The 20,267-nt window shown below is 69.3% G+C and carries 17 protein-coding genes; 9 read left to right on the top strand and 8 right to left on the bottom strand.

From position 1 onward, the window contains the following. The first annotated feature begins 127 nt into the window (after positions 1 to 127). Positions 128 to 751 (top strand): uracil phosphoribosyltransferase, encoded by a 624-nt coding sequence (gene upp, locus ASG69_RS13835; protein WP_056448013.1) that lies wholly within the window; start codon positions 128 to 130, stop codon positions 749 to 751. Here the strand turns inward: upp and ASG69_RS13840 are convergent. The 3 genes from ASG69_RS13840 to ASG69_RS22865 are packed head-to-tail and all read right to left on the bottom strand — an operon-like array spanning position 748 to position 3,405. After that, on the bottom strand, positions 748 to 2,352 hold the full coding sequence (locus tag ASG69_RS13840; RefSeq protein WP_056447695.1) for a phospho-sugar mutase: 1,605 nt from the start codon (positions 2,350 to 2,352) through the stop codon (positions 748 to 750). The two genes, upp and ASG69_RS13840, sit on opposite strands and share 4 nt — an antisense overlap. Beyond that, complete coding sequence (locus tag ASG69_RS13845; protein ID WP_373425290.1) at positions 2,349 to 3,236, bottom strand: purine-nucleoside phosphorylase; 888 nt, start codon at positions 3,234 to 3,236, stop codon at positions 2,349 to 2,351. Before ASG69_RS13845 ends, ASG69_RS13840 begins: the two co-directional genes overlap by 4 nt. A gap of 16 nt (positions 3,237 to 3,252) precedes the next feature. Next, positions 3,253 to 3,405: a hypothetical protein gene (locus ASG69_RS22865; protein ID WP_197027699.1), complete on the bottom strand. Its 153-nt coding sequence runs from the start codon at positions 3,403 to 3,405 to the stop codon at positions 3,253 to 3,255. 89 nt (positions 3,406 to 3,494) lie between these two features. Here ASG69_RS22865 and ASG69_RS13850 point away from each other — a divergent pair, with 89 nt between their 5' ends. The 3 genes from ASG69_RS13850 to ASG69_RS13860 are packed head-to-tail and all read left to right on the top strand — an operon-like array spanning position 3,495 to position 6,545. After that, positions 3,495 to 4,196: an enoyl-CoA hydratase/isomerase family protein gene (locus tag ASG69_RS13850; protein WP_027503705.1), complete on the top strand. Its 702-nt coding sequence runs from the start codon at positions 3,495 to 3,497 to the stop codon at positions 4,194 to 4,196. A gap of 13 nt (positions 4,197 to 4,209) precedes the next feature. Beyond that, a complete protein-coding gene (locus ASG69_RS13855; protein WP_056447696.1) occupies positions 4,210 to 5,382 on the top strand; it encodes a M20 family metallopeptidase in 1,173 nt (390 codons plus the stop codon). Beyond that, positions 5,379 to 6,545, top strand: coding sequence for a M20 family metallopeptidase (locus ASG69_RS13860; RefSeq protein ID WP_027503703.1), 1,167 nt, complete (start codon positions 5,379 to 5,381; stop codon positions 6,543 to 6,545). The genes ASG69_RS13855 and ASG69_RS13860 overlap by 4 nt, the downstream gene beginning before the upstream one ends. A 20-nt stretch (positions 6,546 to 6,565) precedes the next feature. Here ASG69_RS13860 and ASG69_RS13865 read toward each other — a convergent pair whose 3' ends face one another. Next, the gene (locus tag ASG69_RS13865) at positions 6,566 to 7,033 is read right to left on the bottom strand and encodes a gamma-glutamylcyclotransferase (protein WP_027503702.1); all 468 of its coding nucleotides are present in this window, start codon (positions 7,031 to 7,033) and stop codon (positions 6,566 to 6,568) included. A gap of 161 nt (positions 7,034 to 7,194) precedes the next feature. Here ASG69_RS13865 and ASG69_RS13870 point away from each other — a divergent pair, with 161 nt between their 5' ends. Next, positions 7,195 to 8,598, top strand: a complete 1,404-nt coding sequence (locus ASG69_RS13870; protein WP_056447698.1) for an NAD(P)H-quinone dehydrogenase — start codon at positions 7,195 to 7,197, stop codon at positions 8,596 to 8,598. A 175-nt stretch (positions 8,599 to 8,773) separates the two neighbouring features. After that, positions 8,774 to 9,961, top strand: a complete 1,188-nt coding sequence (locus ASG69_RS13875) for an aminotransferase-like domain-containing protein (protein ID WP_056447701.1) — start codon at positions 8,774 to 8,776, stop codon at positions 9,959 to 9,961. A 171-nt stretch (positions 9,962 to 10,132) separates the two neighbouring features. On the opposite strand, the gene ASG69_RS13880 is transcribed toward ASG69_RS13875, so the two are convergent. Next, a complete protein-coding gene (locus ASG69_RS13880; RefSeq protein ID WP_027503699.1) occupies positions 10,133 to 10,348 on the bottom strand; it encodes a DUF2945 domain-containing protein in 216 nt (71 codons plus the stop codon). Positions 10,349 to 10,553: 205 nt separating this feature from the next. On the opposite strand from ASG69_RS13880, the gene ASG69_RS13885 reads away from it, so the two are divergent. From ASG69_RS13885 to ASG69_RS13895, 3 genes are read left to right on the top strand one after another with little or no spacing between them, the layout of a single operon-like run. Beyond that, complete coding sequence (locus ASG69_RS13885) at positions 10,554 to 12,137, top strand: serine hydrolase (RefSeq protein WP_056448016.1); 1,584 nt, start codon at positions 10,554 to 10,556, stop codon at positions 12,135 to 12,137. Continuing rightward, on the top strand, positions 12,134 to 13,441 hold the full coding sequence (locus ASG69_RS13890; RefSeq protein WP_056447703.1) for a serine hydrolase domain-containing protein: 1,308 nt from the start codon (positions 12,134 to 12,136) through the stop codon (positions 13,439 to 13,441). The genes ASG69_RS13885 and ASG69_RS13890 overlap by 4 nt, the downstream gene beginning before the upstream one ends. A 36-nt stretch (positions 13,442 to 13,477) precedes the next feature. Then, on the top strand, positions 13,478 to 14,131 hold the full coding sequence (locus tag ASG69_RS13895) for a PadR family transcriptional regulator (protein WP_056448019.1): 654 nt from the start codon (positions 13,478 to 13,480) through the stop codon (positions 14,129 to 14,131). A 13-nt stretch (positions 14,132 to 14,144) separates the two neighbouring features. On the opposite strand, the gene ASG69_RS13900 is transcribed toward ASG69_RS13895, so the two are convergent. From ASG69_RS13900 to ASG69_RS13910, 3 genes are all read right to left on the bottom strand, one after another. Continuing rightward, a complete protein-coding gene (locus ASG69_RS13900) occupies positions 14,145 to 14,924 on the bottom strand; it encodes a DNA-formamidopyrimidine glycosylase family protein (protein WP_056447705.1) in 780 nt (259 codons plus the stop codon). A 3-nt stretch (positions 14,925 to 14,927) separates the two neighbouring features. Next, on the bottom strand, positions 14,928 to 19,487 hold the full coding sequence (locus ASG69_RS13905; protein ID WP_056447707.1) for an ATP-dependent helicase: 4,560 nt from the start codon (positions 19,485 to 19,487) through the stop codon (positions 14,928 to 14,930). 136 nt (positions 19,488 to 19,623) lie between these two features. Beyond that, complete coding sequence (locus tag ASG69_RS13910) at positions 19,624 to 20,226, bottom strand: hypothetical protein (RefSeq protein WP_082544656.1); 603 nt, start codon at positions 20,224 to 20,226, stop codon at positions 19,624 to 19,626. Positions 20,227 to 20,267 lie beyond the last annotated feature (41 nt).

Raw genomic sequence — 20,267 nt, forward strand, 5'->3', positions numbered from 1 at the left:
GTGCTAGCACCGTCTCGAAGTCAGACGGTGCGGAGCGGCTCGCGGTTCCCCGATCACGCGGATCCGTTCGACCAGGAGTGGGCGCCGATCGCCGACTAGGGTGATCCCGGTGAACACCACGCCCGACATGGACACCCGCGTACTCGACCACCCCCTCGCGTCCGCGCTGCTGACCCAGATGCGCGACCAGTCGACGGACAACCCCGCGTTCCGATCCGCACTGCGCCAGCTGACGCAGATGCTGGTCTACGAGGCGCTGCGCGACGCGCCCGTGGTCGAGTTCGACGTCACGACGCCGGTCGCGGTGACCACCGGGACGCGCCTGAAGTCGCCGCCGCTGCTGGTGCCGGTGTTGCGCGCGGGCCTGGGCATGGTGGAGAAGGCCAGTTCGCTGATCCCGCAGTCGCGGATGGGCTTCGTCGGCATCGCGCGCGACGAGAAGACACATCAGCCGGTGCCGTACATGGAATCGCTGCCCGACGACCTGGCCGGTTACCCGGTGTACGTCCTCGACCCGATGCTCGCCACGGGCGGGTCGATGGTCCACACCATCGAGCTGCTGGTGCAGCGCGGCGCGGACGACGTCACGTGCATCTGCGTCGTGGCCGCCCCCGAGGGAGTGCAGGCACTCGCGTCGTCGGGACTGCCCGTGCGCCTCGTCACCGCCAGCATCGACGAGGGTCTGAACGAGAACGCGTACATCGTGCCGGGCCTCGGTGACGCCGGGGACCGCCAGTTCGGTCCCCGCTAGAGCGAGCGGGCGAAGTCGGCCAGGGACTCGAGCGTGTCGGCCGCGCGTGTCCTGGCCGGCGCCAGATCCTCCGCCGTCGCCACCGGTTCGACCACTTCCAGGTAGGCCTTCAGCTTCGGTTCGGTTCCCGACGGCCGAACGATGACGCGGAACCGTTCGCTGGTCAGTTCCACTGCATCGGTGCGGAGTTCGGCGTCGGGGGTGTTCAGGTCGCGTACGGTCACCGTCGCACCCGCCAACGTCGTCGGTGGGGCGGAACGCAGGCGCGTCATCATGTCGCCGATCTCCGAGAGGTCGGTGACGCGCCGCGACACCTGGGTGCCCACGCGCGCTCCGAACTCGCGGTCGAGATCGTCGAGGACGTCGAGGATGGTGCGTCCCTCCTCGGCCAGGTCGGCCGCGATGTGTGCGAGCAGCACGGCAGCCGAGATGCCGTCCTTGTCTCGCACCGCGTCCGGGTCGACGCAATGTCCGATCGCCTCCTCGTAGGCGTACACCAGGCCGTCGCCGGCGCGCACGAGCCACTTGAAGCCGGTGAGCGTGCGCCGGTAGCGGGCGCCGCGGGCGGGCGCGAGCGCCGAGAGCAGGCTCGACGACACGATGGTGCTCGCCACGAGTGATCCCGGCGGCGCCGACCGCAGGATGTGGTCCGCGATCACCGCTCCCGTCTCGTCGCCGGTGAGCATGCGGACACCGTTCGGCCCGCGCACACCGATCGCGCACCGGTCCGCGTCCGGGTCCAGAGCGATGGCCAGTGCCGCGTCGACCTCGGCGGCAAGCGCCAGCACCTGGTCCGCCGCGCCCGGCTCCTCGGGGTTGGGAAAGGTGACGGTGGGAAAGTCCGGGTCGGCGTCGAACTGCGACGTCACGATGTGGACGTCGGTGACACCGCTGCGGCGCAACGCCTCCACGGCCACGGGCCCGCCGACCCCGTGCATCGGAGTGAGTGCCACACGGAGGGTTGAGTGCGACGGCCGCTCGGGAACGCGCTGTGCCACCCGGTCGAGGTACTGCTCGATCACGGGGTCCGCGGTGGGCGTGACGGCGGTGCGTGCGATCGAGGACGCACCCGGCGCCTGCCGGATGAACTCCTCGATCTCCCGGTCGGCGGGCGACACCAACTGGGCGCCGCCGTCGAGGTAGACCTTGTAGCCGTTGTCGGCCGCGGGATTGTGCGAAGCGGTGATCTGAATGCCGGCGACGGCGCCGCGTGACCTCGTGGCGAACGCGAGCACCGGGGTCGGCGCCGGATCCGGGAGCAGGGTGACGCGGAAGCCCGCCGCGGCCAGGACCTCGGCCGCGGCGACGGCGAACTCCGCGGAGCCGTGTCGGGCGTCCCGGCCCACCACCACCTCGGAGCCGGCCGCGTGATGACGCGAGAGATACTGCGCCACACCGTGTGTGGCCCTCGTGACGACGGCGACATTCATGCCACCGGGCCCGGCCTGCACGGGTCCGCGCAGACCCGCGGTGCCGAAGGTGAGCGCACCGGCGAATCGTTCGGCGACCTCGCTCGAGTCGAGGTCGCGCAGTTCCGCCTGCGTCGCGGGATCCGGATCGTCCTCGATCCACTGCCGGACGACGGCGCCCGGGTCCGTCACAGTTGCGGGACCAATCGGCGCAGCAGAGTTCCCATCCGTTCGGCCGAGGCGGCGCCGGCGGCGATCACCTCGTCGCCGTCGAGGTGCTCCCCGGTCATTCCGGCCGCGAGGTTGGTCACCAGCGAGATGCCGAGGACGCGGGCACCCGCACCCCGAGCCGCGATGGTCTCGTGCACCGTCGACATGCCGACGAGGTCGGCGCCCAGTGTGCGGAGCATGCGGATCTCGGCGGGCGTCTCGTAGTGCGGGCCGGGCAGTCCGGCGTAGACGCCGTCGGTCAGGCTCGGGTCGATTCCTCGGGCCACCTCGCGCAGGTCGGCCGAGTACGCGTCGACCAGATCGACGAACTGGGCGCCGATCAGCGGTGACCGCGCCGTCAGGTTGAGGTGGTCGGAGATCAGCACGGGATCGCCGACAGCCATGCCCTCACGGATGCCGCCCGCCGCGTTGGTCAGGACGATGGTGCGAGCGCCGGCGGCGGCCGCCGTGCGGACGGGATGGACCACGCGGCCGAGATGATGTCCCTCGTACGCGTGGGTGCGCCCGAGCAGGATCAGGACCTGTGTGCCCTCGACGTCCACGGACCACATGGCGTTGGAGTGGCCCAGCGCCTTCGGTGCGGCGAAGCCGGGCAGCGAGGACATGGGAACGATGTGCTGGGGTGTGCCGAACTGCTCCGCGGCCTTCTGCCACCCGGATCCGAGGACCACTGCCACGGGATGCTCGGCGATGCCGGTGATCCGGGCCAGGGCGGCGGCGGCCGCCTCCGCGGCTCCGGTGGGATCGGTCTCGGGATCGACGAGTGCGTTCTCCGAGTCGGCCGGTACGGGGGGAGTGCTCACACGTCCGACCCTATCGCCGCGGGCGGGTGTTCGCTGCGGCAGGCGAGACGGCGGAGTGTCAGGTGTGGGCTCGGTAGAGACGCCAGAACCACACAGACGCGGCCGAGGCGATCACGGCGCCCGATCCGAACGCTCCGACGAACAAGAGCATCGCGGAGAGGGCCGCGAGCAGCACGATCACACCGAGCTGGAGGATCGCCGCGAGAGCCATGACTGCACGGTCCTCCGGAAATCGGTCCCGCGCAACCGAGCGTCGCCGGCGTCGATCGGGGTCTGGTTACCGACGAGTACCATCCGTCCATGCCTTCACTCGATCGCCACGGAGACGTCTTCGTCCTCAGCCTCGCCCACGCCGACGGCGTCAACCCGGAGAACCGCTTCCACCCGGAGTGGATCGAGCAGGTGCACACGCTCCTCGACGAGGCCGAGGCGTCGGAGGGTCCGGCCGCGTTGGTGACCGTCGGCGGCGGCAAGTTCTACTCGAACGGCCTGGACACCGACTACCTGTTCAGCCACGCGGACTCCATTCCGGAGTACCTCGACCTGGTGCACACCGTCTACACCCGGCTGCTGCGCTTCCCGATGGCCACGGTCGCCGCCGTACAGGGCCATGCCTTCGGCGCCGGCGCGATGCTCGCCCTGTGCCACGACACGTCCGTCATGCGCGCGGACCGGGGCTTCTTCTGCCTTCCCGAGGTGAACCTCGGCATGCCGTTCACCGAGGGCATGTCGACGCTGCTGGCCGAGCGCCTGCCGAGTCGGACCATGATCGACGCGATGACCACCGGCCGTCGCTACGGCGGCGCGGACGCTCTCGAGTTCGGCATCGTGCAGGCCGTCGCCGGCGAGGACGAGCTGCTGACCACCGCGGTGGCGCAGGCGGCCGAACGGGTGTCCACCCGCGGCGCCAACCTCACGTCCATCAAGGACAGCATCCACGTGCGCACCCTCGCCGCGCTGTCCGTCCCCACGGCGGAGAGCACCTTCTCACTGGGGCAGTGACACACTGAGTCCCGTGTCCTCGACCCTCGATTCCGTTCTCGACGCCGCGACCGGCGATCTCGTCGCCCTGTCGCATGCCGTACACGCGCGTCCGGAACTGGCCTTCGAGGAGCACTTCGCGTCGGCGGCGACGGCCGATCTGCTCGCAGGTGGCGGATTCGAGGTGCGGCGGGGCGTCGCGGGCCTGCCGACGGCATTCGACGCGACCTACGGTTCGGGCGAGCTGGTGGTCGCCGTGTGCGCCGAGTACGACGCACTGCCGGAGATCGGCCACGCCTGTGGACACAACATCATCGCGGCGTCGGCGGTCGGTGCGGGGCTGGCCCTCGCGTCGGTCGCCGACGAGCTGGGGCTGACCGTCCGGGTGCTCGGCACCCCGGCCGAGGAGTCCGGCGGCGGCAAGGTCCTCATGCTCGACGCCGGGGTGTTCGACGACGTCTCGCTGGCAATGATGGTGCACCCCGGTCCGTTCGACATCGCCGCCGCGCGCTCACTCGCGCTGTCGGACATCGCCGTTCGATACGCAGGGCGTGAAGCGCACGCCTCCGCGGCGCCCGAGTGGGGCATCAACGCGGGCGACGCCGTCACCGTCGCGCAGGTCGGTGTCGGCCTGTTGCGCCAGCATCTGCGCCCCGGTCAGCAGATCCACGGCATCGTCGGTCACGCCGGCACCGCCCCGAACATCGTCCCAGGATCGGCGGAGATGTTCTACTACCTGCGCGCGGACACTGCGGAGGCACTCGCCGATCTCGATCGCCGCGCGCGGGGATGTTTCGAGGCCGGAGCGGTGGCCACCGGGTGCACCCACGAGATCGTCACCGTGTCCCCGACCTACACCGAACTCACCCCCGATCCCTGGCTGGTGGCCGAATACCGTCGTGCCGCAGCCACTCTCGGTCGCGCACTGGTTCCCGAGGAGTTCGAGACCTCGCGCCCGTTCGGCAGCACGGACATGGGCAACGTCACCGCGCGCATCCCGGGCATCCATCCGGTGATCGGTCTCGATTCCGGCGGCGCGGTCACTCACCAGCCGGGTTTCACCACGGCGTGCATCACCGAGTCGGCCGACCGCGCCGTCGTCGACGGGGCCCGCGCCCTCGCTCGGGTGGCCGTCGCGGCGGCCACCGACCCACAGCAACGCTCTCGACTCGTCGAGGGCACACACGAGAGGACGGTACGACGATGAATCCGGCCGACGCCTGGATCGCAGCACACGGGGCGGATCTCGTGACGTGGCGTCGACGGATCCACATGCACCCCGAGCTGGCCAGGCAGGAATTCGAGACGACCAAGTTCGTCGCCGAGACCCTCACCGCCGCGGGACTGTCCCCGGTGGTGCTTCCCAGTGGCAGCGGCGTCATCTGCGACATCGGCCCCGCCGGTCCGCGCGTCGCTCTCCGGGCCGACATGGACGCGCTGCCCCTGACGGAGTTCACCGGCGCCGAGTACTCGTCGACGGTCCCGGGCGTGTCCCATGCCTGCGGACACGACGCCCACACGACGGTTCTGCTGGCGACCGGGCTGGCGCTGGCCTCACTCGACTCGCTGCCGCACGGCGTCCGGCTGATCTTCCAGCCCGCCGAGGAAGTCATGCCCGGGGGCGCTCTCGACATGGTGGCCGCGGGCGCGCTGGAGAGCGTGTCGCAGATCTACGCACTGCACTGCGATCCCCGTCTCGAGGTCGGACGCGTCGGCATCCGCGTGGGCGCGATCACCTCCGCGGCGGACACCGTGGAACTGCGGTTGGACTCGGCCGGCGGACACACCTCCCGTCCGCACCTGACGTCCGACCTGGTGTACGCGCTGGGCACGGTCATCACCGGTCTGCCGGGACTGCTGAGCCGCCGCGTCGACCCGCGCACCAGCACCGTCATGGTGTGGGGCGCAGTCGTCGCAGGTCAGGCCCCGAACGCCATCCCGCAGAAGGGGATGCTCACGGGCACGGTCCGGACGGGCGACCACGAGACGTGGGCACTGCTCGAGCCGCTGGTGCAGGAGATCGTCGCCGGCGTGCTCGCGCCCACCGGTGTGAAGTACGAGGTGCACTACCGCCGCGGCGTGCCGCCGGTGGTCAACGACGAACACGCCACCCGGCGCTTCGAGGCGGCCATCCGCTCGCTGGGCCCGGACGCCCTGGCCGACACCGCACAGTCCGGCGGCGGCGAGGACTTCTCGTGGTACCTGGAGCACGTGCCGGGCGCGATGGCCCGTCTCGGCGTGTGGTCGGGCGTCGGACCCCAGCTCGACATCCATCAGCCGACGTTCGACCTGGACGAGCGTGCGCTGGCCGTCGGTGTCCGCACGATGACGGCACTGGCGCTGGGACTCGGCGACGACCCCGTCGCCTGAGAATCAGAGCTGCCCGGGGATCAGAGCGACGAGGTCCCGGGGCCGACGTTGCGGCTGTTGCGGGTGCGCAGGTCGCGCACGTAGTCGGCCGGGGCGCCGGCGATCTCCGCGGCCTCGGCCATGACGCCGAGATAGCGCGCCGAGGGCAGCCCACCCTCGTAGGCGTCGAGCACGTAGAGCCACGCCAGGACGGGTTCGTCGTCCGTCTCGACGCGGAGGCGGATCTTGCGGTGGATGCCGAGCTCGGAACCCTCCCACCGGTCGAGGCTCTCCTCGTCCTCCGGTGAGACGTCGTAGAGCACGACGAACACCTTCGAGTCGGGGTCCTCCACGACGGTCGCGAGCGCGCCCTCCCAGCCGATGTCGCCGCCGCCGAAGGTCAGACGCCACCCCGGCAACCACCCGGTTCCGGCCGCAGGGGAGTGGGGGCACCGCTCGAGCATCTGCTCGGGGTGCATGTTGGAGCCGTAAGCGGCATAGATCGGCACGGCGGTCAGCCTAAACCGTCGTACCCGATTCGCGCGGATCGAGGTGCCCACCGATATGGGCTCGGCCTGACGTGCAGCCGCGGCACCCCGTGGAATAGGTTTGATGCTGTGAGCAACCCTCACTCGCCAGGACTCTCCCGAAAACCCGCAACGGAGGACGAATGACCCGCATCGTGATCATCGGAGGCGGACCGGCCGGATACGAGGCCGCTCTGGTCGCCTCCCAGCACGGCGGGACGGTGACGCTCATCGACTCCGACGGAGTGGGCGGCGCCTGCGTCCTCTGGGACTGTGTTCCGTCCAAGACCTTCATCGCCTCGACCGGCATCCGCACCGACATGCGTCGCGCGTCCGACCTCGGTATCGAGCTCGACCCGACCTCGGCCACCATCGACCTGCCGCAGATCCACAACCGCGTGAAATCCCTTGCGCAGGCTCAATCCTCCGATATCCGCGCCCGTCTGCAGACGGTCGGCGTGACCGTGCTGTCGGGAACGGCGAAGGTGGTGGACACGCAGCCCGGCCTGGCCGCCCACCAGGTGGAGGCCACCCTGGCGGACGGGTCGACGCAGGAGATCGACGCCGAGGTCGTGCTCATCGCGACCGGTGCGAGCCCGCGCATCCTGCCCGGCGCCGAGCCCGACGGTGAGCGCATCCTGACGTGGCGTCAGCTCTACGACCTCGACTCCCTGCCCACCCACCTCATCGTGGTCGGGTCCGGCGTGACCGGAGCCGAGTTCGTCTCCGCGTACACCGAGATGGGCGTCAAGGTCACCGTCGTGTCCAGTCGCGACCGCGTCCTTCCCGGTGAGGACGCCGACGCGGCACTCGTGCTCGAGGACGTCCTGTCCGAGCGTGGTGTCACGTTGATCAAGAACGCACGCGCGGACTCGGTGACCCGCACCGCCGACGGCATCGTCGTGACGATGTCCGACGGCAAGACCGTCGAGGGTTCGCATGCGCTGATGACGGTCGGCTCCGTCCCGAACACGCAGAACCTCGGCCTCGAGAGCGTCGGCATCGAGCTCGACCGCGGCGGTTACCTTCGCGTGGACCGGGTCTCGCGTACCCGCGTGCCCGGCATCTACGCGGCGGGCGACTGCACGGGCCTGCTGCCACTGGCCTCCGTCGCCGCCATGCAGGGCCGCATCGCGATGTACCACGCGCTGGGCGAGGGCGTCAGCCCCATCAAGCTCAAGACGGTCGCCTCCGCCGTGTTCACGCGACCCGAGATCGCCACGGTGGGTGTCGACCAGTCCGCCATCGACAACGGGGACGTCCCCGCGCGCACGGTCATGCTGCCGCTGAACACGAACCCCCGCGCCAAGATGTCCGGCCTGCGTCGCGGCTTCGTCAAGATCTTCTGCCGTCCCGCGACGGGTGTGGTCATCGGCGGAGTGGTCGTCGCTCCCACCGCGTCCGAGCTGATTCTCCCCATCGCCATCGCTGTGCAGAACAACCTGACGGTGAACGATCTCGCCGCCACCTTCTCGGTCTACCCGTCTCTGACGGGGTCGATCACCGAGGCGGCGCGCCAGCTCATGCGCCACGACGATCTGGACTGACACCCTCGCTCGACTGTATCCCACACTGTGAGACAATGGTTCCACTGTGTGAAAAGCCGCGCTACGCTAGGAGAACGGTGCCCCACCCGCGGCACCGTTCTCGTCACGACCGACTCCGAGCCCACCCCGGTGAGCGCGCCGCGACGCCTCGTGTCCCACGATGCTCGGAGAATCCATGTCGTCCTTTGTTCTGCCACCCCTGTCCGTCCGCGCCTCGGCGATCACCGGATCAGCGATCCGTGACCTGCTGACGCTGACCGCCCGGCCGGACATACTGTCCCTCGCCGGCGGTCTTCCGTCGCCGGACGTCATGCCGCACAGCACTATTCGCGACGTCGCGCATCGGATACTGGGCGACTCCACCGCCGCCCTGCAGTACGCGGAGACCACGGGGGTGCGGCGGCTCCGCGACGTGATCGCCGCACGGGAGTCGGCGCTGGTCCACGACGAGGTGTCGCCAGCCTCGGTGGTGGTGACGCACGGCTCCCAGCAGGCGCTCAGCCTGCTCGCGTCCGTGCTCGTCGATCCCGGCGACGTGGTCGTGGTCGATCGGCCGGTGTATCCCGGTGCGCTGCAAGCGTTCCAGGCCGTCGGTGCCCGTATCGAGTCGGTTCCGGTCGATGCGGACGGCACCGACACCGATGCCCTCGAGCGACTGCTGGTGTCGGGCGTGCATCCTCGTGTCGTGCACACCGTCAGCAACTTCCACAATCCTCGAGGGGGAGTGCTGTCGGTCGGGCGTCGCCGCGCCCTCGTCGACCTCGCGGAACGGTACGGCTTCTGGGTCGTCGACGACGATCCCTACGGCGACGTGTGGTTCAACGCACCCCCGCCGGGCCCCATCGCGTCCGATCGGGTGATCCGTCTGGGCTCGGCGTCCAAGATCCTGGCACCGTCCCTGCGCGTCGGGTGGCTCACCGCGCCCCGACCGGTGTGCGACGCCGTGGAGCGGATCAAGCAGAGCGCCGATCTGTGCGGGTCGTCGTTGACGCAGCTGGTCGCGGCGGACCTGCTCGCGGACGAGACGTGGCTGCGACGGCACCTGGACGACGTACGTGCGGTCTACTCGGCACGGGCGGAGGTGTTGGTCGGAGCACTGCGGAGCGAACTTGGTTCGGCGATCGAGGTCGATGCGGCCCGTGGCGGGATGTTTCTGTGGGTGCAGTTCACCGACGGCACGGACACGTCGGCGCTGCTGCCGGCAGCGCTGGACCGCGGCGTCGCGTACGTTCCCGGTCGCGCCTTCGATCCGGCCGGTGGCGACGAACTCGGTACCGCGTTGCGCGTCTGCTTCGCGACGTCGACCGACGACGAGCTGCGGGCGGCCGTGGGACGCCTGGCCGCGGCGCACGACGCGCGGTAGCCCTCTCCGGTTTTCCGACTCCCGCCGAACCTGGCATCGTGTCGGCATGCGGTCCGTCGACGGCGTCCAGCCACCTGGTGTTCGGCACGAAAGCGTTCTCGCACGCGCCGACGCCGACCTCTACCAGGTGAAGCGGAGGAGAGCCGGCGTCGACGAGCAGGCGTGAGTGGGTCAGTCCTTCGGATCGAGCGCGGAGGGCTTGTGCACCGCGTCCTTGCCGGACTTGTCACTCTCCACTCGGTACTGCGGGTCGTCCTTCGACGCCTTGACCGTGCGCCCACCGGCTTCGGTCTCGGAGGTGATCTTCTCGACCACCTCGCCTTCGGTCGTGGTGCCGTGCGTCTTCCACTCGACCTTGTCGCCCTTGCTGAACTCGTCCTTCGACATGTGTCGGTTCCTTCCGTCTGCCGATTCCTCTTGTCCGGTGTGGGGCTCATACCCGGGAAGTGCTGTCGGCACACACGACCGTCCGGTGGTCGATGGTGCAACTTGCATGGTGCAAAGTACACAGTCGGCGTAGGGTCTCGAACCGATCGGTCTCCAGCCCCTGTTCGTGGGACGGGGACTCGGCACGTCGAACGGGGAAGACGAGATGGCCGCGAGAATTGCTGCGACGGTACTGACGCTGGCCTTGGTGGCAGCGGGATGCAGCTCGGAGGAGGCGTCGCCGGAGCCACTCGCGGACAGCCCGCCGGCCGTCCCTGCCGCCCAGATCGACCGCGCAGACGTCGACGCGGCCGTCGGCGATCTCGACGGGTACGTCGAGGCGATGATGGCGCGAACCGGGACGCCGGGAGTCGCGGCTGCCGTCGTGTACCAGGACGAGGTGCTGTACTCGCGCGGATTCGGTGTCCGGAAGGTCGGTACCGACGAGCCTGTCGACACCCACACCCGGTTCCAGCTCGCGTCGGTGTCGAAGCCGGTCGCGTCCAGCGTCATCGCTGCCTCGGTCGGAGACGGAGCGGTCGACTGGACCGATCCCGTGCGGAGGTACGAGCCCGAATTCGCGGTGGCGGATCCGTATGTGAGCGAGCACGCGACGTTCGTCGATCTGCTCTCGCACCGATCGGGTCTGCCGGATCATGCCGGAGACGTCCTCGAGGATTTCGGGTACGACTACGACGACATCATGGGCCGACTCGACCAGCTCCCGCTGGCGTCGTTCCGGGACAGCTACGCGTACACGAACTTCGGGTTCACCGCCGCCGGCAACGCCGCGGCGAAGGCACAGGGCACCGACTGGCCTGAACTGTCTCGTCGTCGCATCTACGAGCCCCTCGGCATGGCCGACACCTCGTCGCGATTCGAGGACTGGGCGAACTCGCCCAACCATGCGGTGAACCACGTGCTCGCCGAGGGTTCGACCACCGAATGGGAAGCGAAGTACGTCCGCGAGCCCGACAACCAGTCACCTGCCGGCGGAGCGAGTTCGTCCGTCGACGACATGACGAAGTGGATCCGCATGGAACTCGGCGGGGGTGAGTTCGAGGGGCGTCGCATCGTCGACGCGGACGCACTGCAGTACACGCACACCTCGCACTCCCTGTCGGGCGCGTCCGGGACGGAGGGCGCGCGAGACTCGTTCTACGGGTTGGGATTCAACGTGGGCACGGACGACAAGGGGCGCGTCGAGCTGTCGCATTCCGGAGCGTTCGCCCTCGGGGCGAGCACCACCGTGTTCATGTTGCCGAGTGAACAGCTGGGCATCGTCGTCCTGTCCAACTCGGCACCGGTCGGGGGCTCGGAGACTGTTTCCGCGCAGTTCATGGACCAGGTGAGGAACGGTCGGCAGACCGTCGACTGGGCACCGTTGATCGCCGGGATCTTCGACGGGATCGCAGAGGAGGAGGCGTCGCCGATCGACTATGCGACACCGCCGGCCTCAGTGACCCCTGCTCGTCCCGCGACCGAGTACGTCGGAACGTTCGACAGCCCGTTCCACGGTCCGGCTCGGGTCTCGGCGGACGGTGATCGGCTCACGCTCACCGTCGGAAAAGACGGCCGGCTGACGTACCCCCTGACCCACTACGACGGTGACACCTACTTCTTCGAGACGTCCGGCGAGAACGCGGTCGGACCGACAGGAGTCACGTTCGAGATCGTGAACGGTGCTCCCGCCTCGTTCGCGGTCGAATACCTCGACAAGCAGGGACTCGGAAGGTTCACACGCTCATGACTGTTCGCACTGTCTCCCGTTCCGTCGGTATCGCGACGGCCTCTGCCTTGATCTTCGTCGCGGGCTGCTCGTCCGGCAGCGGTGAGGCGCCGGCACCGGTCACGTCGTCAGCGACCGAATCGGCTCTCCTGCCACTCGATCCCACAGCTCTCGACGCGATGGTCGAGGACGTCGCCACGACGTCGCGGGAGATCGGCATGGTCGTGCTGATCACCACGCCGGACGGTGAGTACGTCAAGACCTGGGGTTCGGTGGCGGCCGATCGGTCGGAGGCCCCGACTCTCGACACCAAGGTGCGGATCGGGTCGAACACGAAGACGTGGACGGGCACGGTCATCCTGCAGATGGTCCAGGAGGGGTTGCTGTCCGTCGACGATCCGGTGAGCACGTTCCGGCCGGATGTGCCGAACGGCGATGCCATCACGATCGGGCAGTTGCTCGACATGCGCAGTGGGCTCTACAGCTACACCCAGACCGTGGAGCTCAACGAGGCACTCGACACCGATCCCGGCCGGGTGTGGACCGCCGAGGAGCTTGTCGCACTGGGGCTGAGCAATCCGCCGAACTTCCCACCGGGAGAGGGTTACAGCTACTCCAACACCAACACGGTGCTTCTCGGACTGATCGCCGAGAAGCTCGACGGCAAGCCCATTGCCCAGATCTTCCAGGACAGGCTCTTCGGTCCGCTGGCGCTGGTGGGGACGTCGTATCCCACCACCACCGACACGAGCATCCCGGCGCCGTTCACCCGCGGGTACAGCTACAGCGGCAACGTCGAGACGCTCGGGGAGGGCAAGGAAGCGCTGTCTCCGGAGCGGATCGCTGCGATCGAGGCCGGCTCGGTCCAGCCGAGGGACACGACGAACGACAACCCGTCGTGGACGAGCTCGGCCGGTCAGGGCATCTCGACGGCGAACGATCTGGCCACGTGGGTCCGGGCGCTGGTCAGGGGCGACCTGCTCGACGCAGACACCCAGACGTTGCGGATGGACAGTGTGCAGCCGACCGACCCCGACAACCCGTCCTCTGCCGGGTACGGCTACGGGCTCGCGCAGATGGGTCCGATGTTCGGCCACATCGGCGAGATGCCCGGGTACAACTCCTTCATGGGGTACGACCCGGTCAACGACCTGACGATGGTGGTCTGGGCGAACATGGCGCCCGGAACGGACGGGAGTGCGCCGGCAGCGGCGCTGGCCGGGTCGCTGGCGAAAGCCCTGTACCCGCAGCAGTCCGGGCCGTCTTCCGGCCCCGAGGACACAGCGGACGACATCGACGAGGTGGCGGAGGACACCGGCAAGTAGGCTGGCTGCCGGGGGAGAAATCCAGAGGTGGAACCGGTGGCTCAGGGCGACCTCACCACGACGTCCTACGTCGTGCTCGGCATGTTGGTGTCGCGGGACCTCACCGCGTACGACATCTCGGAACTGTTCAGTCGTGGTGTGGGCGAACTGTGGCCTCGGGCGGGACGGCAGCACTACAACGCGCCGAAGAAGTTGCTCGAGCGCGGTCTCGTGTCGGCGAGGGCCGATGCCGTGGGCGCGCGTCCCCGCACCGTCTACTCGATCACCGACGAGGGGCGCGCAGCCCTGACGGCATGGTTGGCGGAGAAGTCTCGCCCGTCGGCCCTCGAGTTCGAGGGCATGATGCGGGTGCTGTTCGCCGAGCAGGGTTCCATCGAGGATCTGCGCGGCAACCTGCGGACGATGCGGGAGCAGGCCGACGCCACCCGCCGACTCTTCGGGCGGCACGCCGTCACGCTGCGAGACACCACCGTCGCGACGTTTCCGGAACGTCAGCACCTGATGGCACTCGCCAATCGCTTCATGGTCGGACATTTCTCGCACATCGTCGAGTGGAGCGACTGGGCGCTGGCCGAGATCGAGGACTGGCCGGACACCACGACTCCGGCCACCTCGCACCGGGATCGGACCGAGACGATGCTCGACGCCTCGGCGCGGCTGGGTGCACCGGAGGTGTCCCACGAGCCGTGACCGGACAGTCGGTTCACGGAGCGGGTTGGCACCTCGGGCACCAGTAGATCTGCCGCTCTTCGAGCGGGTTGTCGCCGAGCAGCCCCTCGCGGATGCGCGTTCCGCATCGGCGGCACGGCTTGTTTTCCCGGCCGTAGACCCAGAAGTGCCGGCCCGCGCGGAGATCACCGGTGAAGGTGCGAGCGTTGCGGTTCTTGTTGGCCGTGATCGTGCGGTGCGACAGATCGATCATCTTCGTCAGGTTCCCCGCCGCGGAGACCGGCGTGTGCGGGTCCACTCCGCGGAGGAACAGGATCTCGTTGCGGTAGACGTTCCCGAGACCGGCGATGACGCGCTGGTCGAGCAAAGCGAGACCGATCGGCCTGTCGGGCTCCGCTTCGAGATTCGCAAGGGCCTCCGCCGGATCCCACAGGGGCCCCAGCAGATCCGGCCCGAGATACCCGACCGCCTCCTCGACGGTATCCAGTATCTCGACGACACCGAGTTCGAAGCCGACTGCGACCCTGTCACTCGTCCCGAGCACGATGCGCGCTTGGTACGCGGGCCGTCGCCACGGTGTGTCCGGCTGGTAGACGTGCCACGCACCTTCCATCTTCAGATGGGAGTGGATGACCTTGCCGCCGACCTCGATGACGAGATGTTTTCCCGCCGACAGAACCGATTCCACTGTCTCGCCGGTGAAGTCGACCGTGGCGTAGCGCGGCACGCGCACATCACACGTGGTGAGGACCTTGCCGTCGAGTGCGTCGCGCAGACTGTTGGCCGTGCGCCAGACGGTGTCGCCTTCGGGCATGGATCAGGCCCTGATCCGCAGGCCACGCGGCGTCGCGGAGAAGCCCGCCTCGGTGAGGATCGTCGCGAAGACGGAGCCGTGGATGTCGCTCCCGTCGGTGCGTTCGATCACCAGCTTGTCGACGGATCTGGTGGTCACCAACGACACGAGAGCTGACGCCGCGGTGACGAGTACGTCGCGCTCCTCGGTGAAGGTGAGCACCGTCTTGCCGCCGCGCTCGACGTACAGCACGAGTTCGCCGTCCACCATGACGACGAGGGCACCGGCCTTGCGTCCGGGGCGGTGCCCGGATGCCGCGTCCACAGGACTCTTGGGCCAGGGCAGTGCGGCGCCGTACGGGTTGGCGGGATCGGTCGCGGCGAGTGCGACGGCTCCGACAGGACGTTCCGACTCGCTGCGCAGTCGGTCGACGACGTCCGAGGTGGAGAACTGGGCGCCGCCGAGCGAGTCGACGAAATAGCCGCGTCGCGCCCGGCCGCTGTCCTCGAAGCCGGTGAGCACCTTGTAGACACCGCCGAAGCCGCCGGGGACGCCCTCGTTCATGACGGACCCTCGGGTGACGACGCCGTAGCGCTCGAGCAGGATGTCCGAGGTGGCGTGTGCCCGGATGGTGGGGTCCGACTCGGCCTCCGGAAGTAGGGCCCACCGGCCACCCGCGGAGGGTGGTCCCGTGCGCGTCGGTAATGAGGGTCGCGCGAACCGCTGGTAGGACCGCGCCCGCGGCGAGCGTCGCGCGGGGCGGTGGCTCGGCGCCGAACGGGTGGTGCCGTGCAGCAGCGCTCGCAGCGGGGCGAACGTGTCGTTGGTGAGGTGCCCGGTCCACACCAGATCCCACAGTGCCGCAACCAGAGTCGTGTCGTCGGCCGGGGCGCCGGACTCGGTCTGGTGCAGCTGCCCGACGGTGTCGGACAGCTGTCGGAAGAAGTACGCGCCGCCGCCCGAGAGCACCTGCAGCACGGTCTGCTGCAAATCCGTCAGTTCGTCGTCCTTGGCGGGCGGCAGCGTCACCGGGGCGGCGTCGGCGGGATGGAGGCAGATCCACCCGTCCTTCGAGGAGATCGCGCCGTGGCCGGACCACACGACTTCGCCGGTGGCGGTCAGCTCGTCGAGCATCGCGGGGGAGTAGTCCCGGACACGCTGGGGCAGGATCAGCGATTCCCAGGCCGAGGCGGGCGCGGGGACGCCGGCGAGCTGGTCGATGACCGTGGCCACGCCGTCGAGTCCGCGGAGGGTGCCGCCGACGTGTTGCCAGCGCGGGAGGAAGCGGCCGAGGACGCCGGTGGACACGGGTTCGACGTCCTGGCGTGCGGCGGCGAGCGAGCGCCGGCGGAGCCTGCGCAGCACCTCGGCATCACACCACTCGCTGCCGGAACCGCCGGGCCGGAATTCACCTTCCACCACCCGCTTCTGGGCGACCAGGCGCAGCAGCACGTCACGGGCGACCGCCGACCCGATGCCGAAGCGGCCGGCGACGTCCGCGACCGAGAACGGACCGTGGGTGCGGGCGTAGCGGCTCACGAGATCGCCGAGCGGATCCTCGACGGGCTCGATGAAGGCTGCGGGCGTGCCGATGGGCAACGGGACACCCAGCGCGTCACGCAGTCTGCTGGCGTCCTCGATGGCGACCCACCACTGCGACCCGGCGAACGAGACCTCGAGGGCGCGGCGTGCCGCGGTGAGCTCGCCGGCCCACTGCGCTGCGGAGCCGGGCGAGTCGATGCGTGCCTCGATCTCCGCCGTCGTGAGCGGGCCGAGCAGGCGCAGCAGGTCTGCCACGCCCTCCGCGTCGCGGGCCTTGCGGTCGTCGACGAGGCGCTGCAGTTCGAGCTCGGTGTCGGTGACGACGTCGCCGTCGAGCAGGTCGCGCAGTTCGACGCGTCCGAGCAGCTCCGCCAGCAGCGAGGCGTCGAGAGACAGTGCGGCAGCCCGACGTTCGGCGAGCGGGGAGTCGCCCTCGTACATGAACTGCCCGACGTAGCTGAAGAGCAACGAGGTGGCGAACGGTGACGGGGAGTCGGTCTCGACGTCGACGATGCGGATCTGGCGGCGCGCGATCCGCACACATAGGTCCTCGAGTGCGGGCAGGTCGTACACGTCCTGCAGGCACTCGCGCACCGTCTCGAGCAGGATGGGGAACGTGGGGTACTTCTTGGCCACGTCGAGAAGCTGCGCGGCGCGTTGACGCTGCTGCCAGAGCGGCGCTCGCTTGCCCGGATTGCGGCGGGGCAGAAGCAGTGCGCGCGCGGCACATTCGCGGAACCGCGACGCGAACAGGGCGGAGCCACCGACCTGCTCGGTGACGATGTCGGTGATCTCGTCCTTCTCGAAGACGAACAGGTCCGGGCCCGGCGGCTCGTCGTCGGTGTCCGGGAGCCGCACGATGATGCCGTCGTCGGACGCCGTGGGCTGCGAGTCGATGCCGTACCGCTCGATGAGGCGCGCGCCGATGGCCAGGGCCCACGGTGCGTGCACCTGCTGGCCGTACGGGGAGTGCAGCACCAGACGCCAGTCGCCCAGCTCGTCGCGGAACCGCTCGACCACCAACGTGCGATCGGTGGGCATGTGGCCCGTCGCCGTGCGCTGCTCGGTGAGCAGCGCGGACAGGTTGTTCACCGCGTTGACGTCGAGCCCGCTCTCCTGCAGCCGTCCGCGCAGCGCGTCGTCGTCCGACGACTCGCGCAGGAACGCGCCCAGTGCCTCGCCCAGTTCGGCCGGGCGACCGAGTCCGTCGCCGTGCCAGAACGGCAGTCGGCCGGGCTGCCCGTAGGCCGGGCTGACGAGAACCCGATCGTGGGTGATCTCCTCGATGCGCCAACTGGTGGCACCGAGGGCGAAGACGTCTCCGACGCGCGACTCGTAGACCATCTCCTCGTCCAGTTCGCCGACGCGGCTGGCCTTCTCGCCGACCATGAAGACGCCGAACAGTCCGCGGTCGGGGATGGCGCCGCCCGAGGTGACCGCCAGGCGCTGGGCGCCGGGGCGACCGGTGAGCGACCCGCCGTCACGGTCCCACACCAATCGTGGTCGTAGCTCGGCGAACTCGTCCGACGGGTACTTTCCCGACAGCAGGTCCAGTGTGGACTCGTAGGCGGACCGGGGCAGCGACCCGAAATTGCCGGTGCGCCTGACCATGTCGAACCACTCGTCGGCGTCGATCGGTTCGAGGGCGCACGCGGCGACCGTGTGCTGGGCGAGGATGTCCAGGGGATTGGCCGGCACCTTCAGCGCCTCGATGTGCCCGTCGGTCATCCGCTGCACGGTCACGGCGCAGTGGATCAGGTCGGTGCGGTGCTTCGGGAACAGCACGCCGCGGGAGATCTCGCCGACCTGGTGGCCGGCGCGACCGACACGCTGCAGACCGCTGGCCACGGACGGCGGCGCCTCGACCTGCACCACCAGATCGACTGCGCCCATGTCGATACCGAGTTCGAGGCTGCTGGTGGCGACGACGCATTTCAGTCGGCCGGACTTCAGGTCGTCCTCGATGAGCGCGCGCTGATCCTTGCTCACGCTGCCGTGGTGTGCGCGGGCCAGCAGCGGCTCGGCGCCGTGGACGACGTCACCGGAGGCGCCGATCTGAGACGGCGGTGCGTGGTCGACGGGTGCACCGTCACCGAGGCGTTCGGCGTAGATCTCGTTGAGGCGCGCGGTGAGTCGCTCCGAGAGCCGTCGAGAATTGGCGAAGACGATGGACGACCGGTGCTCCAGGACGAGGTCGACGATCTGCGCCTCGACATGCGGCCAGATGGACCCCTGCTGCGGAGCGGCGGAGGCCGACCCCTCCTGCGGCTCGGTGGTGCCGAGTTCCGTCATGTCCTCCACCGGAACGCGCACCGAGAGGTCGAACGTCTTCGGTGACGGCGGGCACACGATGCTGATGGGTGCGGACCCGGTGAGGAAGCGTCCCACCTCTTCGTGCGGACGGACGGTGGCGGAGAGTCCGATGCGCTGAGCGGGCTTGTCCAACCTCGCGTCGAGACGCTCCAGCGACAGCGCCAGGTGCGCGCCGCGTTTGGTGCCGGCGACGGCATGCACCTCGTCGACGATGACGGTGTCGACGCGCTCGAGTGACTCTCGCGCTGCAGACGTCAGCATCAGGAACAACGATTCGGGTGTCGTGATGAGGATGTCCGGCGGCGTCTTGAGCATCAGACGACGGTCGGCGGGGCTGGTGTCGCCGGAGCGCACGCCCACCGAGATCTCCGGCGGCGCGACTCCCTGCAGCTTGGCCGTCTGCGTGATGCCGACCAGGGGAGCGCGCAGGTTGCGCTCGACGTCCACCGCGAGCGCCTTCAGCGGCGAGACGTACAACACGCGGGTGCCGGGTGCCGTGTCCTCGGGATCACGGCTCACCAGCTTGTCCAGCGCCCACAGGAACGCGGACAGGGTCTTGCCGGAGCCGGTCGGGGCGACGACGAGGGTGTGCGCGCCGCTGGAGATGGAGTCCCACGCGCCGAGCTGAGCGGCGGTGGGAGCGGGGAAGGCGCCGTCGAACCACGCCCGCGTCGGAGCCGTGAACCGCGTGAGCACGTCCTCGGGCGACGGAGCGGTGGGGTTCTTCACCTCTCCATAGTGCACGGACCCACCGACACGGTCGCCGTGCGTGGTCCCACCCCGCCGCGAGTACGTCGATAAGGTCGCTGAGAAGGCCGGGATCACAGCACTCTGGACGTACTCGCGAGGTGTGGCGGCGCGACGATCAGTCGTGCAGGCGTTCCTCGCCGCGATTGCGGAAGAACTTGAACCCCGGGATTCCGATGACGGCCTTGCGCACGTCCTTGGTCACCTCGAGCAGTTCGTGGATCTCGGGGGAGACCGTGTCGAGCGTCGCGAGGATCGGCATGATGCCCTCCATCCGCTGCACCAGCTCCGGCAGCTGGTCCACGAGCTTCACCGCCGCCTCCACCTCGGCCTCGGAGAAGTTGTCCACGAAGGTGCGGCCCAGCGGGATCGCGCGCGCGGTGATGGGTTCGAGCTCGGAGATCATCGCCAGCGCCTTGGACGAGGCGGACTCCGCTCCGACGATGACGCCCTGCGCGTCCTCGGTGGTGGCCGAGACCTTGCCGATGACCGTCTGGGCCTGGTCGGTGATGCGCTCGATCGCGGCGATGACCTCGTCGACACGAACGAACAGGTCGTCGATCCGCCGGGGCAGCTGAGCGACGAACGCGACGGTGTCGAGCGACCAGAGAACGGTCCCGCGGGCGAGTCCGAGCATGTTGCCGAGTGACGGTACGGGCAGCCGGACGGTACGCACCGACAGATCGTTGTCGGGTGCTCGGTGTCGATCCACGTCGGCCATGAGCACAGTCTGCACGGTGACGCCCCTCACGCGGCGGTATG

The organism is Rhodococcus sp. Leaf225 (assembly GCF_001426145.1).
GTDB lineage: Bacteria > Actinomycetota > Actinomycetes > Mycobacteriales > Mycobacteriaceae > Rhodococcoides.